Below are 13,312 nucleotides of genomic sequence, written 5' to 3' on the forward strand. Positions count from 1 at the left end.
CCGAGGAGCCCCCCGTGCCGCGCATGCTGGACGTCAGCGACGACGTACGCGCCGAGATCGGCGACGAAGAAGCCGACCGGCTGCTCGCCGGAGACAACACCCCGGGCAGCTACGACTGCACGTCCTGCCGCACCCCCGGCGACGCGGAACAGGAGCGCACCAGCACCGTCCTGTTCGTCGGCGACGAGACGGCCGTGCTCGCCTTCGCCCACGCCACCTGCCTGCCCTCGCAGATCGTCACGGTCACCGAGGAGCAGCTGCAGGGCGCCGTCCGTTCGATCACCGGCGACGACGGCGCCACGGCGGACGACGCGGCGCCCAGCCAGGCCGTGCTCGGCGTGACCAGCGGCCTCGTCCTGATCGAGGGCGAGCTGCGCCCCGCCCTCGTCGTGGAGCCGACCGGGGCCATCGCCCGCCCCGGCAGCGCGCCCGGCGGCGGCGACGAGTTCCTGTCGCTCCTGGTCGAGCAGGGCTTCACGCCCGCCGCCTCCCTCGACACCGTGCCGCCCGCGCTGCCCGGCTGGTCGGTGCTGCTCGCCATGGGCCAGCTGCACGCCATCCTGCAGCCCGGCACCAACGGCGGCTCCCCCGTCGCCTGGTGGCAGGCGCACCATCCGCTCCAGGTCACCGAGGACTGGCGGACCGCGGCCAACAAGACCCAGACCGTGCTGCTCTTCGCCGCCCCCGTCGGCTCCATCGGCCGGCAGCCCCGCGAGGACATGCTGCGGGACGCGCTGGACAAGGCGGCGACCCACGGCCGTCTCGTCGCGAGCGCGCTGCCGCTCGCCGGAACCTGAGCGGCCGACCGCCCGCGGGGGCCGCCCCGCACCCCGAACGCACCGGTCACCCTGGTGCCGGACGGGGAAACAGGTGCGGCCCCCGCATCCGGGGAGCGCCCGTTTCGTTGGCACATACGTGCATCCATACGACCCCTCCCGCCACCGGCCGGCGTACCAGAGCCCCATCCCGTCCATGCGCACCGCACAGGACTCGACGGGCCACCACTCGGCCACACCCATCTACGACGCGCTGTACTCGGAGTACCTCAGGGCCTTCCGGGCCCTGCCGGGCGACCGCAGCGGCGAGGAGGATCTGGGGTTCACCGCCTTCGCGCAGGGGCCGTACGGCGCGCAGCACCGCTCCGACGGACGGCACGACTCCCGTTACAGCCCGTTCCACATGGCGCGCCACGGTCAGTACGAGCACCACGGCACAAGCCACTACCAGGTCCCCGCGGCGCTGCCGCCCGGCCCGCGCCGCGAGCGCTGAGCGCCTCCGCCCGGACAGCCGAATGCCCGGCCTCCCCACGACGGGGGGCCGGGCACCGGTCTGTGTACGACGCGTGCGCGGGCGCGTCGTCTTTTCGCGTTACTTCTTGCGGCCGCGCTTCTCGCGCACCCGCACCGAGATGTGGATCGGCGTGCCCTCGAAGCCGAACTCCTCACGCAGACGGCGCTCCAGGAAGCGGCGGTAGCCCGCCTCGATGAAGCCGGAGGCGAAGAAGACGAACCGCGGCGGCTTGGTGCCTGCCTGCGTGCCGAAGAGGATGCGGGGCTGCTTGCCGCCGCGGACCGGGTGCGGGTGCGAGGCGACGATCTCGCCGAGGAACGCGTTCAGGCGGCCGGTCGGCACGCGCGTCTCCCAGCCCTCCAGGGCCGTCTCGATCGCCGGGACCAGCTTCTCCATGTGGCGCCCGGTGGCCGCCGACACGTTGACGCGCGGCGCCCAGGCGACCTGGCCGAGCTCGGTCTCGATCTCCCGCTCCAGGTAGTAGCGGCGCTCCTCGTCGAGGGTGTCCCACTTGTTGTACGCGACGACGATGGCGCGGCCCGCCTCGACGGCCATCGTCACGATGCGCTGGTCCTGGACCGAGATGGTCTCGGAGGCGTCGATGAGGATCACCGCGACCTCCGCCTTCTCGACGGCGGCGGCGGTGCGCAGCGAGGCGTAGTAGTCCGCGCCCTGCTGGAGGTGGACGCGCTTGCGGATGCCCGCCGTGTCGACGAACTTCCAGGTCACGCCGCCCAGCTCGATGAGCTCGTCGACCGGGTCGCGGGTGGTGCCCGCCAGCTCGTTGACGACCACGCGGTCCTCGTTGGCCACCTTGTTGAGCAGCGAGGACTTGCCGACGTTCGGGCGGCCGATGAGCGCGATGCGGCGCGGGCCGCCGATGGCCGTGCCGAAGGTCTGCGCGGGCGCCTCGGGCAGCGCCTCCAGGACGGCGTCCAGCATGTCGCCGGTGCCGCGGCCGTGCAGCGCGGAGATCGGGTGCGGCTCGCCGAGGCCGAGGGACCACAGGGCGGTGGCGTCGGCCTCGCCGGAGGGGCCGTCGACCTTGTTGGCGCAGAGCACGACGGGCTTGCCGGACTTGCGGAGCAGGCGCACGACGGCCTCGTCCGTGTCGGTGGCGCCGACCGTGGCGTCGACGACGAAGACCACGGCGTCCGCCGCCTCGATCGCGTACTCCGCCTGGGCGGCGACGGACGCGTCGATGCCGAGCACGTCCTGCTCCCAGCCGCCGGTGTCGACGAGCTTGAAGCGGCGGCCCGACCACTCGGCCTCATAGGTGACGCGGTCGCGGGTCACGCCGGGGCGGTCCTCCACGACGGCCTCGCGGCGGCCGATGATGCGGTTCACCAGAGTCGACTTGCCGACATTGGGGCGGCCGATGACGGCGAGGACGGGCAGCGGGCCGTGGCCCGCCTCCTCGATGGCGCCCTCGACGTCCTCGATGTCGAAGCCCTCTTCGGCGGCGAGCTCCATGAACTGTGCGTACTCGGCGTCGCCGAGCGCCCCGTGGTCGTGCTCGGCGAAGCCGTCGCCCTCGGGCTGGATCTGGTCGTTCATGAAGTCCGTACCTCGTCGTTCATCGTGGTGATCGGTGCACCGGCCTCATGTCGGTCCTGCGCACTACTTGATAAGTCTCGCTCAGCGCCCGGTCAGGCGCCTGGCGTTTTCCAGGTGGCCGGTGAGCCGCTCCTGGATGCGGACGGTCGCCTCGTCGAGCGCCTTGCGTGTGCGGCGGCCGCTGCCGTCGCCCGCGTCGAAGGGGTCCCCGAAGACGACGTCGACCCGGCTGCGGAGCGGGGGCAGCTGCTTTATCAACCGTCCAGGACGCTCGGTGCTTCCCAGCACCGCGACCGGCACGATCGGGGCGCCGCCCCGCACGGCGAAGTACGCGAGCCCGGCCCGCAGCGACGCGAAGTCGCCCTCGCCCCGCGTGCCCTCCGGGAAGATGCCCAGGACACCGCCCTGCTCCAGGACGCCGAGCGCCCGCGTGATGGCCGTGCGGTCGGCGACCGAGCGGTCCACCTTCAGCTGGCCGATCCCGTGCAGGAAGGAGCCGAGGGGCCCGATGAACGCTTCCTTCTTGATCAGGAAGTGCGTGGGCCGGGGCGCGACGCCCATGACCATCGGGCCGTCGACGTTGTGCGCGTGGTTGACGGCCAGGATGACGGGGCCGCTCGCGGGCACCCGCCAGGCGCCGAGCACCCGCGGCTTCCACAGGCCGTACATGAGGCCGACGCCGATCCGGCGGCCGACCTCCGCGCCCCGCTCGGAAGCACCCTCTGTCACTTGCCGGCCCGCTTCTCCTCGACAAGGGTGACGACGCACTCGATGACCTGCTGGAGCGTGAGCTCGGTCGTGTCGACCTCGACGGCGTCGTCCGCCTTGGCCAGCGGGGACGTCTTGCGGCTGGAGTCGGCCGCGTCCCGCTTGATCAGCGCTTCCTGGGTCGCCTTGATGTCGGCGCCCTTCAGCTCGCCGGAGCGGCGGGCGGCGCGCGCCTCGGGCGACGCGGTGAGGAAGATCTTCAGGTCGGCGTCGGGCAGCACGGTCGTGCCGATGTCACGGCCCTCGACGACGATGCCCTTCTCTGCCGAGACCGCGATGGTGCGCTGCAGCTCGGTGATGCGGGTGCGGACCTCGGGGACGGCGCTGACCGCGCTGACCTTCGAGGTGACGTCGGTGGTGCGGATCGGCCCGGCGACGTCCGTGCCGTCGACCGTGATGGTCGGGGCGGCCGGGTCGGTGCCCGAGACGATCTCGGGCTTGCCCGCCACGGCCGCGATGGCGGTCGGGTCGGTCAGGTCGATGCCGTGGTGCACCATCCACCAGGTGATGGCCCGGTACTGGGCACCGGTGTCCAGGTAGCTGAGGCCGAGCTGGGCGGCGACAGCCTTCGAGGTGCTCGACTTGCCCGTGCCGGACGGTCCGTCGATGGCGACGATCACGGCTGCCGGGGCGGCGGTTTCGGCTGTTTCCACGGGGCTGTGGGCACCTTTCGCATGACGCGGGCCAGGGAGGCGGGCGCGAACGCGCCCCGCACAAGGTTACTGGCTCGCACACGCTGCCCCGACAGCCCCCGCACGGGCCCGCTACTGCCGGATCGACCAGCCCCGCTCCCGCAGCGCCGCCGTCAGCACCGGCACGGACCTCGGCTCGACCATGAGCTGCACCAGACCGGCCTGCTGCCCGGTCGCGTGCTCGATGCGGACGTCCTCGATGTTGACGCCCGCACTGTCCGCGTCGGCGAAGATGCGCGCCAGCTGGCCCGGCTGGTCGTTGATGAGCACCGCGACGATCTCGTACGCGGCCGGAGCGGCGCCGTGCTTGCCGGGCACCCTGACCTGTCCCGCGTTGCCGCGGCGCAGCATGCTCTCGACCCCGGCGGCGCCCTCGGCGAACTTCGAGCCGTCGGCGGACTGCAGCGCGCGCAGCGCCGTCACCGTCTCGTCGAGGTCGGCGGCGACGTCCGCGAGCAGGTCGGCGACCGGTCCCGGGTTGGCGGAGAGGATGTCGATCCACATCCGCGGGTCGGACGCGGCGATCCGCGTGACGTCGCGGATACCCTGGCCGCAGAGGCGTACCGCGGACTCCTCGGCGTGCTCCAGGCGGGCCGCGACCATGCTGGAGACCAGGTGCGGCATGTGCGAGACGAGGGCGACCGCCCGGTCGTGGGCGTCGGCGTCCATGACGACGGGCACGGCCCGGCAGAGGGCGACGAGCTCCAGGGCGAGGTTGAGCACCTCGGTGTCGGTGTCCCGGGTCGGCGTGAGCACCCAGGGCCGGCCCTCGAAGAGGTCGGCGGTGGCGGCCAGCGGGCCGCTGCGCTCGCGTCCGGACATGGGGTGCGTGCCGATGTACGGGGTGAGGTCGAGGCCGAGCGCCTCCAGCTCGCGGCGCGGTCCGCCCTTGACGCTCGCCACGTCGAGGTAGGCGCGCGCGACCCCGCGGCCCATCGCGTCGGCGAGCGAGGTGGCGACGTGCGCGGGCGGTACGGCGACGACGCAGAGGTCGACGGCGCCCGCGGGCGCCTCGTCCGTGCCCGCGCCGAGCGCGGCGGCGGTGCGGGCCTGCTCGGGGTCGTGGTCGGCGAGGTGAACGGCGACGCCGCGGGAGGCGAGGGCCAGGGCTGCGGAGGTGCCGATCAGGCCGGTGCCGATGACGAGGGCGGTTCTCACTGGGCGATGTCCTTGCGGAGTGCGGCCGCGGCGCCGAGGTACACGTGGGTGATCTCGGAGCGGGCCCGGTCGGTGTCGATGTGCGCGAGTACGCGGACGACGCGGGGCATGGCGCCCTCGACGTCCAGTTCCTGCGCGCAGATCAGCGGTACGTCGACGATGCCGAGTCCGCGGGCGGCGGCCGCGGGGAAGTCGCAGTGCAGGTCCGGTGTCGCCGTGAACCAGATGCTGATCAGGTCCTCCCGCGTCAGACCGTTCCGCTCCAGGACGGCGGTGAGGAGCGCGCCGACCTGCTCGGCCATGTGCCCGGCCTCGTCCCGCTCCAGCTGGACGGCGCCCCGGACCGCTCGTACCGCCACGTCACTGCCCCTCTTGCCCACGTACGCCTTGGATGAGCGTCAAGCGTATCCAGCGTCCGGCACGGAGGCGCGCGGCGCCCGTCTGCCGAGACGGGCGGCCCGGACCCTGGACGAGGGCGGAGGGTCCCGCCCCGCGCCCGCTGCCCGCTGCCCGCTGCCCGCTGCCCGCTGCCGAGGAGAAGATCACGGTCACCGGAAATTCGATCACCCTGGGCTGATCCGGCCCCGTACGCTCCCCGCATGCACCCTCAGGACCTGGTACGCGACCACACCGTCTACTCCTGCGTGATGGGTTCGCGCGCCTTCGGCCTGGCCACGGACGACAGCGACACGGACCGCAGAGGCATCTTCCTGGCCCCCACGCCCCTCTTCTGGCGCTTCGACAAACCCCCGACGCACGTGGACGGCCCGGCCGACGAACAGTTCAGCTGGGAGCTGGAACGGTTCTGCGAGCTCGCGCTGCGGGCCAATCCGAACGTCCTGGAGTGCCTGCACTCCCCGCTCGTGGAACACGTCACCGACACCGGGCGGGAACTGCTCGCGCTGCGCGGCGCGTTCCTCTCCCGCCAGGCCCACGACACCTTCGTCCGCTACGCGCTGGGCCAGCGCAAGAAGCTCGACGCCGACGTCCGCACGCACGGCGCACCGCGCTGGAAGCACGCCATGCACCTGCTGCGGCTGCTGACGTCCTGCCGCGACCTGCTGCGCACCGGCGAGCTCGCCGTCGACGTCGGCGAGCAGCGGGAGCCACTGCTGGCGGTGAAGCGGGGCGAGCTGTCCTGGCCGCAGGTCGAGTCCTGGATGAACCGTCTCGCCGCCGAGTCGCAGGAGGCGGCCACCCACACCCCGCTCCCGCCCGCCCCCGACCGGGCCCGAATCGAGGACTTCCTGCTCCGCACACGCCGGGCGTCAGCCCTGAGGGCCTTGGAGGCGTACGCGGACGACGGGACCGAGCAGCACGCCGTACGCGGCGCGGGCACCACGCAGCACATCGCACAGCACTGACGCCGCCCGCGCCTCGCCGCATCCGATCAAGCGTCCCAAAGCGCCCCGAACTCCCGGAGTTCGGCCCCGTGTTCGATCCGGCCCGTCCACTCCGTCGGCCAGGCGTCCGCGCCGAGGTGGGCGCCCGCGAAAGCGCCGGTGAGGCAGGCGATCGAGTCCGAGTCGCCCGACGTGCAGGCCGCCCTGCGGAGCGCGGTGAGCGGTTCGTCGACGAACATCAGGAAGCAGAGCAGGCCCGTGGCGAAGGCTTCCTCGGCGATCCAGCCCTCGCCCGTCGCGAGGCACGGGTCGGTCTCCGGCGAGGGCGAGCGGAGCGCGTCACGGAGCCGCTCCAGGACGCCGAGGCACTCGTCCCAGCCCCGCGCGATGAACGCCCGGGGCGACGCGTCCCCGCTCCGCGTCCACAGCTCGCCGAGCCAGCGCTCGTGGTACGTCTCCCGGTTCTCGTACGCGTACGAGCGCAGGAGCCCGACGAGGCCGGTCGGCTCGGCGCCCTCGGCGAGCAGCCGGACGGCGTGGGCGGTGAGGTCGGAGGCGGCGAGCGCGGTCGGATGGCCGTGGGTGAGGGCGGACTGCAGCTGGGCGGCGCCCGCGCGCTGTTCGTCGGTGAGGCCGGGCGCGAGTCCGACCGGCGCGACGCGCATGTTGGCGCCGCACCCCTTGGAGTGCACCTGGCTCGCCTCCTCCCACGGCTTGCCCGTCTTGAGGAGGTAGCAGGCCTTGAGGCAGGTGTTGCCGGGCGCGCGGTTGTTCTCCGGCGACTGGTACCAGTCCACGAACTCCTCGCGCAGCGGCCGCTCCAGACGTTTGGGTCCGAGCAGGCCGCGGTCCGTGGCGGTGCGCAGGCCGCGGCTCAGGGCGAGCGTCATCTGCGTGTCGTCGGTGATGTACGCCGGGTCCGGCAGCGCCATCTCCCGCCAGGGCCCGCACGTGGCGAGGATCGCGGGCACATCGTTGAACTCGGTCGGGAAGCCGAGCGCGTCCCCGAGGGCGAGCCCTATGAGGGATCCCGTGGCGGCACGCTTCATGAGGTCTGTCCTTCCGGGGCGGGGCGCAGCAGGGGCGGGTGCAGGGCGGAGGCGGTTCCGGCCCGGAAGAGGGCGGCGGGCTTCCCGCGTCCGCCGGTCAGCCGCGCGGCTCCTGGCACGGCCTCCACGAGCCCGGCCGTGCCGACCACCTTGCGCCGGAAGTTGGCGGGGTCGAGCTCGGCGCCCCACACCGCTTCGTAGACCTGGCGCAGCTCGCCGAGGGTGAACTCAGGTGCGCAGAAGGCGGTGGCGAGTCCGGTGTACTCCAGCTTGGCGCCGATCCGGTCGTGGGCGTCGGCGAGGATCCGGTCGTGGTCGAAGGCGAGCGGCCGGTATGTGGCGGGACTGTACGGCAGCCAGGCGGCGCGGGCCGCGTCACCGCCGCCGTGGACCTCCGGCGGGTCCGGGACGAGCGCCGCGAAGGCGACGGAGACGACCCGCATGCGCGGATCGCGGTCCGGATCGCTGTAGGTCCGCACCTGCTCCAGGTGCAGCCGTCCGACGTCGGCGATCCCCGTCTCCTCGGCGAGCTCACGCCCGGCCGCCGCCTCGGCGGACTCGTCGGGCAGCACGAAGCCGCCGGGCAGCGCCCAGCGTCCCGCGTACGGCTCCTGGCCGCGTTCGACGAGCAGGACGTGCAGCGCGCCGTCACGGATGGTGAACACGGCCAGGTCCACGGTGACGGCGAACGGCTCGAAGGCGTGCTTGTCGTACCCCTGCATGCACGACCACCCCCCTCTCTTTATGGTCTTGATGACTATAAAGAGAGGGGGGTGGTCCGGGCAAGCGATTCCTAGAGGTCGACCTCCTGCATCAGCATCCCGACCTCCGTGTTGGAGAGGCGACGCAGCCAGCCCGACTTCTGGTCGCCCAGGGTGATCGGCCCGAAGGCCACCCGCACCAGCTTGTCGACGGGGAAGCCCGCCTCGGCGAGCATGCGCCGCACGATGTGCTTGCGCCCCTCGTGGAGGGTGACCTCGACGAGGTAGTTCTTGCCGGTCTGCTCGACGACGCGGAAGTGGTCCGCGCGGGCGTACCCGTCCTCCAGCTGGATGCCGTCCTTGAGCTGCTTGCCCAGGTCACGCGGGATGGGGCCCACGATGTGCGCGAGGTAGACCTTCTTCACGCCGTACTTGGGGTGGGTCAGGCGGTGCGCCAGCTCGCCGTGGTTGGTGAGCAGGATGACACCCTCGGTCTCGGTGTCGAGCCGCCCCACGTGGAAGAGCCGCGTCTCGCGGTTGGTCACGTAGTCGCCCAGGCACTGGCGCCCCTCGGTGTCCTCCATGGTGGAGACGACACCCGCGGGCTTGTTCAGGGAGAAGAACTGGTACGACTGCGTGGCCACGGTCAGGCCGTCGACCTTGATCTCGTCCTTCTCGGGGTCCACGCGCATGCCCTGCTCGAGGACGATCTCGCCGTTGACCTCGACACGGGCCTCCTCGACCAGCTCCTCACAGGCACGGCGCGAACCGTAGCCCGCACGGGCCAGGACCTTCTGCAGCCGCTCGCCCTCCTGCTCGGCGCCCGGGAAGGTCTTGGGCAGGCTGGTCTTCTGCTTGCCCGCGTACCGCTCGCGGTTGCGCTCCTCGGCCCGCGCGTCGTACTCACGCGAGGTGGCCGGGGCCCAGCGGCCCCGTCCGGTGCCCTGTCCCTGCTTCGGCCCGCCCTTGGCGCCACCGCGCGCCGAGGCGCCACGGCCCGACTTCGGACCGTCCTGCGTGCCGCCGGAACCCACGTCGTAACGCCGCTCCTCCGGACGCGGCTTCTTCGGACGGCCGGAGCCGCCCTGCTTGTCATCGCGGTTGTTACCGGCACCGCGGTGGTTACCGCGGCCACCGCTGCTCCCGCCGCGGCCGCCGCTGTTGCCACCACGGCTCCCGCCGTTGTTTCCGCTGCTGTTCCTGCCGCTGCTGCTTCGCATCAAAAGTTCCGTCTAGTCGGCTGAGTCCTGGGTGTACTCGTACCCCGGCGCATCGGGTGCGTCCGGGTCGAACGACGGGACGCCTTCCTGCGTCTCCCCTTCGATCGCGTCCGCCTCGGGGAGGAAGGGCGCGAGCTCCGGGAGCTCGTCCAGGCCGCGCAGGCCCATCCGCTCCAGGAAGTAGTTCGTCGTCCTGTACAGGATCGCACCTGTTTCGGGTTCCGCGCCCGCCTCCTCCACCAGACCCCTCTGGAGGAGCGTGCGCATCACGCCGTCACAGTTCACCCCGCGCACCGCGGAGACCCGGGAACGGCTGACCGGCTGGCGGTACGCGACGACGGCGAGGGTCTCCAGGGCCGCCTGGGTGAGCCGCGCCTGCTGCCCGTCCAGGACGAAGCCCTCCACCGCGGCGGCGTACTCCGGCCGCGTGTAGAACCGCCACCCGCCGGCCACGAGCCGCAGCTCGAAACCGCGCTTCTGCACGGTGTACTCGTCGGCCAGCTCCCGCAGCGCGTCGGCCACGGCGCGCCTGGGCCGCTGCAGGATCTTCGCGAGGTGTTCCTCGGTCGCCGGCTCGTCGACGACCATCAGGACGGCCTCGAGGGCGGGCCGCAGCTCAAGATCGGCCACGGCACCGGCCGGCTCCCCCACAGGGCTCTGCGCGCTCACGCCTTCTCCTCCAAGGGCTCGGGTGCCCGGTCGAACTCGTCGGTCACGGTCGGCTCCGCTGCGCCGTCCCCGCCGGTCCAGCGGACCATCAGCTCGCCCAGGGGGTCCTCCTGGTCCAGGGCGACGGCCTTCTCCCGGTAGAGCTCCAGGAGGGCGAGGAAGCGGGCGACGACGGTCAGGGTGTCCCCCGCGTCCTCCACGAGCACCCGGAAGCTGGCCTCGCCCCGCTCCCGCAGCCGGGCGACGACGAGCCCGGCCTGTTCCTGCACGGAGACGAGCGGGGCGTGGATGTGTTCCACGTACACCTGCGGCTTCGCACGGGGCTGCATCGCCTTGACGGCGAGCTTGGCGAATCCTTCCGCCCCGATGCTGATGACGACTTCCGGGAGCAGTTCGGCGTGGTGCGGTTCGAGGCCCACGGTCCGCGGATAGCGCCGCGCCTCGTCGTCGAGCCGCCCGCTGAAGATGTCCGCGACCTGTTTGTACGCGCGGTACTGCAGGAGCCGCGCGAAGAGCAGGTCCCGCGCCTCCAGAAGCGCGAGATCGGCCTCGTCCTCGACCTCGGCGGCCGGCAGCAGCCGCGCGGCCTTCAGGTCGAGCAGCGTGGCGGCGACGACGAGGAACTCGGTCGTCTGGTCCAGGTCCCAGTCGGCGCCCATGGCCCGGATGTGCGCCATGAACTCGTCGGTGACCTTGGAGAGCGCGACCTCGGTGACGTCCAGCTTGTGCTTCGAGATCAGCTGGAGCAGGAGGTCGAACGGCCCCTCGAAGTTCGCGAGCCGGACCTTGAACCGCCCGTCGCCGGGCTCGCCGGGCTCGGCGGATTCGGCGGATTCGGCGGGCTCGGCGGGCTCTGGGAGCTCCTCCACCGCTTCCCGCTCCACGGGTGCCGCGCCGGGCCCGCGCCCCAGGGCGCGGCGGCGGGTGGGCGGGGGCGGTACGGGTTCACTGTTCGAGGCCATGAGGCCAGAAACGCTACCCCTACCGCCCGCGCAACCGTCGCACGAGGATGCTCGCGTCCCCGCGGGACTCCAGATCTGCGAGGACGACGGCGACCGCCTCCCGCACGATCCGCCCGCGGTCGACCGCGAGGCCGTGCTCGCCGCGCAGCACGAGCCGCGCGTGTTCGAGGTCCATCAGCTCCTCGGCGGAGACGTACACGGTGATCTTCTCGTCGTGCCGCTCGCGCCCGCTGGGCCGCCGGTTCGCCGCCCGTGCCCGCCGCCGCGCCTGCGCGGTGGACGAGCCGCCGGACTTGCCGCCCTGCGCGGCCGAACCTTCCTGCGCCGTTCCCGAGCGCCGTCCGGTTCCCTTGTCGCCCTCGGCACCTGCCGCCCTCGCGCGCGACTCGGTACCCGACTCCGCGTCCGACGCCGCGTGTTCGGCGGGCTCACCGTCGCCCTGCGCCGCGTCCTCGGCGGAGGCCGCCGCCTCGTCGCTCTCGCCCGCCGGAGCGGGCACCTTCGCCTCGCCGTTCGCCTGGCGTCGCGGCGACGACGCCTGCAGCGCCATTCCCCCGGTCGTACGGAACAGTTCGTCGGCCCCGGGCAGACTCACTCGGCGTGACACCGGGCGAGCACCTCCCTGGCGAGCTGGCGATAGGCGGCCGCGCCGACCGAGTTGGAGGCGTACGTGGTGATCGGCTCACCGGCGACCGTGGTCTCCGGGAAGCGCACCGTGCGGCCGATGACCGTGTGGTAGACGTGGTCGTCGAACGCCTCGACCACGCGCGCGAGCACCTCACGGCTGTGCACCGTGCGGGAGTCGTACATGGTCGCGAGGATGCCGTCGAGCTCCAGGTCGGGGTTGAGCCGCTCCTGGACCTTCTCGATGGTCTCCGTCAGGAGGGCCACACCGCGCAGCGCGAAGAACTCGCACTCGAGCGGCACGATCACCTTGTGAGCCGCCGTCAGGGCGTTCACGGTGAGCAGGCCGAGCGAGGGCTGACAGTCGATCACGATGTAGTCGTAGTCCTGCATGAGCGGCTTCAGGGCGCGCTGCAGCGTGGACTCGCGCGCGACCTCGCTCACCAGCTGCACCTCGGCGGCCGACAGGTCGATGTTGCTGGGCAGCAGGTCCATGTTGGGGACCGCCGTCTTCAGGAGCACCTCGTCCGCGGACATGCCGCGCTCCATGAGGAGGTTGTAGACCGTCAGGTCCAGCTCCATCGGGTTGACCCCGAGACCCACGGAGAGGGCGCCCTGCGGGTCGAAGTCGACGAGCAGGACCCGGCGTCCGTACTCCGCGAGGGCCGCGCCCAGGTTGATGGTCGACGTCGTCTTGCCGACGCCGCCCTTCTGGTTGCACATCGCGATGATCTTCGCGGGACCGTGGTCGGTCAGCGGACCAGGAATCGGGAAGTACGGCAGCGGGCGTCCCGTCGGGCCGATGCGCTCACGGCGCTGACGGGCGGCGTCCGGCGCGAGCGTGGCCGCGTACTCCGGATCGGGCTCGTACTCGGCGTCGGGGTCGTAGAAGTGCCCCTGGGGCAGTTCCTCGTAGTCGGCGAGGTGGGTGTGGGTGTTATCGCCACTCCGGTCGCCGGCCATGGCGTTCACGTGATGGCCATCCATGCTCTGGGGTGCTGACTGTGTCGGCTGGGGGCCCTGCCGGGCTTCGAAGGTGCGGACAGCGACCGAGCCGACGGCTTCGAGCCCCTCGGAACCCTGGTCCCGCACAGACGTTCCTGGTTGACCACCCCCGGGAGCAAATGTCGACTCATTCACAAGTCGTCTTACCTCCTTGGTGACCAGGAAATTTCTCGATAGGTCAGCGTGGCACCATGCCGACGGTTGGCGACTCTATGGCGTGTCACCGCTCCGCAGCAACACAATCCGCCGGACCCGGCCCGATGTGTCGGCAATG

15 protein-coding genes are annotated in these 13,312 nt (G+C 72.2%); 3 read left to right on the plus strand and 12 right to left on the minus strand.

The features are described from left to right. The first annotated feature begins 14 nt into the window (after positions 1-14). Both DEJ47_RS07590 and DEJ47_RS07595 read left to right on the plus strand, forming a co-directional pair. A complete protein-coding gene (locus DEJ47_RS07590) occupies positions 15-797 on the plus strand; it encodes a hypothetical protein (RefSeq protein WP_150166178.1) in 783 nt (260 codons plus the stop codon). A gap of 175 nt (positions 798-972) precedes the next feature. Continuing rightward, on the plus strand, positions 973-1,269 hold the full coding sequence (locus DEJ47_RS07595; RefSeq protein ID WP_202456539.1) for a hypothetical protein: 297 nt from the start codon (positions 973-975) through the stop codon (positions 1,267-1,269). A 99-nt stretch (positions 1,270-1,368) separates the two neighbouring features. On the opposite strand, the gene der is transcribed toward DEJ47_RS07595, so the two are convergent. The 5 genes from der to aroH form a co-directional block, all read right to left on the minus strand. Next, positions 1,369-2,847 carry a ribosome biogenesis GTPase Der gene (der, locus tag DEJ47_RS07600; protein ID WP_150166182.1) on the minus strand — a complete coding sequence of 493 codons (1,479 nt, stop codon included), beginning with the start codon at positions 2,845-2,847 and terminating at the stop codon, positions 1,369-1,371. Positions 2,848-2,928: 81 nt separating this feature from the next. Continuing rightward, on the minus strand, positions 2,929-3,516 hold the full coding sequence (locus DEJ47_RS07605) for a lysophospholipid acyltransferase family protein (RefSeq protein WP_202456546.1): 588 nt from the start codon (positions 3,514-3,516) through the stop codon (positions 2,929-2,931). A gap of 56 nt (positions 3,517-3,572) precedes the next feature. Beyond that, positions 3,573-4,268, minus strand: a complete 696-nt coding sequence (cmk, locus tag DEJ47_RS07610) for a (d)CMP kinase (protein ID WP_150166186.1) — start codon at positions 4,266-4,268, stop codon at positions 3,573-3,575. Positions 4,269-4,379: 111 nt separating this feature from the next. Then, a complete protein-coding gene (locus DEJ47_RS07615; RefSeq protein ID WP_150166188.1) occupies positions 4,380-5,465 on the minus strand; it encodes a prephenate dehydrogenase in 1,086 nt (361 codons plus the stop codon). Continuing rightward, complete coding sequence (gene aroH, locus DEJ47_RS07620; protein ID WP_150166190.1) at positions 5,462-5,824, minus strand: chorismate mutase; 363 nt, start codon at positions 5,822-5,824, stop codon at positions 5,462-5,464. Before aroH ends, DEJ47_RS07615 begins: the two co-directional genes overlap by 4 nt. Positions 5,825-6,064: 240 nt before the next feature. Here aroH and DEJ47_RS07625 point away from each other — a divergent pair, with 240 nt between their 5' ends. After that, complete coding sequence (locus tag DEJ47_RS07625; protein WP_150166192.1) at positions 6,065-6,829, plus strand: DNA polymerase beta superfamily protein; 765 nt, start codon at positions 6,065-6,067, stop codon at positions 6,827-6,829. Between the two features lie 26 nt (positions 6,830-6,855). Here the strand turns inward: DEJ47_RS07625 and DEJ47_RS07630 are convergent, their stop codons facing one another. The 7 genes from DEJ47_RS07630 to DEJ47_RS07660 all read right to left on the minus strand — a co-directional run bounded on the left by DEJ47_RS07630 (position 6,856) and on the right by DEJ47_RS07660 (position 13,173). Further along, positions 6,856-7,857 (minus strand): ADP-ribosylglycohydrolase family protein, encoded by a 1,002-nt coding sequence (locus DEJ47_RS07630; RefSeq protein ID WP_150166194.1) that lies wholly within the window; start codon positions 7,855-7,857, stop codon positions 6,856-6,858. Then, the gene (locus tag DEJ47_RS07635; RefSeq protein ID WP_150166196.1) at positions 7,854-8,579 is read right to left on the minus strand and encodes an NUDIX hydrolase; all 726 of its coding nucleotides are present in this window, start codon (positions 8,577-8,579) and stop codon (positions 7,854-7,856) included. The genes DEJ47_RS07630 and DEJ47_RS07635 overlap by 4 nt, the downstream gene beginning before the upstream one ends. 71 nt (positions 8,580-8,650) lie before the next feature. After that, a complete protein-coding gene (locus DEJ47_RS07640; RefSeq protein ID WP_150166198.1) occupies positions 8,651-9,778 on the minus strand; it encodes a pseudouridine synthase in 1,128 nt (375 codons plus the stop codon). Between the two features lie 12 nt (positions 9,779-9,790). Further along, positions 9,791-10,447, minus strand: a complete 657-nt coding sequence (gene scpB, locus DEJ47_RS07645; RefSeq protein WP_263398887.1) for an SMC-Scp complex subunit ScpB — start codon at positions 10,445-10,447, stop codon at positions 9,791-9,793. Then, positions 10,444-11,409, minus strand: a complete 966-nt coding sequence (locus tag DEJ47_RS07650) for a segregation and condensation protein A (RefSeq protein WP_150166200.1) — start codon at positions 11,407-11,409, stop codon at positions 10,444-10,446. Before DEJ47_RS07650 ends, scpB begins: the two co-directional genes overlap by 4 nt. A gap of 19 nt (positions 11,410-11,428) precedes the next feature. Then, a complete protein-coding gene (locus DEJ47_RS07655) occupies positions 11,429-12,016 on the minus strand; it encodes a hypothetical protein (protein WP_150166202.1) in 588 nt (195 codons plus the stop codon). Further along, positions 12,001-13,173 (minus strand): ParA family protein, encoded by a 1,173-nt coding sequence (locus DEJ47_RS07660; protein ID WP_223828263.1) that lies wholly within the window; start codon positions 13,171-13,173, stop codon positions 12,001-12,003. The genes DEJ47_RS07655 and DEJ47_RS07660 overlap by 16 nt, the downstream gene beginning before the upstream one ends. Between the last annotated feature and the right edge of the window lie 139 nt (positions 13,174-13,312).

The organism is Streptomyces venezuelae (assembly GCF_008642355.1).
Taxonomy (GTDB): domain Bacteria; phylum Actinomycetota; class Actinomycetes; order Streptomycetales; family Streptomycetaceae; genus Streptomyces; species Streptomyces venezuelae_B.

Excerpts from the sequence above, each read along its gene's own strand:
- DEJ47_RS07595 (WP_202456539.1), top strand. The coding sequence starts at position 973 with ATGCGCACCGCACAGGACTCGACGGGCCACCACTCGGCCACACCCATC.
- der (WP_150166182.1), bottom strand. The coding sequence starts at position 2,847 with ATGAACGACCAGATCCAGCCCGAGGGCGACGGCTTCGCCGAGCACGAC.
- DEJ47_RS07605 (WP_202456546.1), bottom strand. The coding sequence starts at position 3,516 with ATGTACGGCCTGTGGAAGCCGCGGGTGCTCGGCGCCTGGCGGGTGCCC.
- DEJ47_RS07625 (WP_150166192.1), top strand. The coding sequence starts at position 6,065 with ATGCACCCTCAGGACCTGGTACGCGACCACACCGTCTACTCCTGCGTG.
- DEJ47_RS07630 (WP_150166194.1), bottom strand. The coding sequence starts at position 7,857 with ATGAAGCGTGCCGCCACGGGATCCCTCATAGGGCTCGCCCTCGGGGAC.
- DEJ47_RS07635 (WP_150166196.1), bottom strand. The coding sequence starts at position 8,579 with ATGCAGGGGTACGACAAGCACGCCTTCGAGCCGTTCGCCGTCACCGTG.
- DEJ47_RS07640 (WP_150166198.1), bottom strand. The coding sequence starts at position 9,778 with ATGCGAAGCAGCAGCGGCAGGAACAGCAGCGGAAACAACGGCGGGAGC.
- DEJ47_RS07650 (WP_150166200.1), bottom strand. The coding sequence starts at position 11,409 with ATGGCCTCGAACAGTGAACCCGTACCGCCCCCGCCCACCCGCCGCCGC.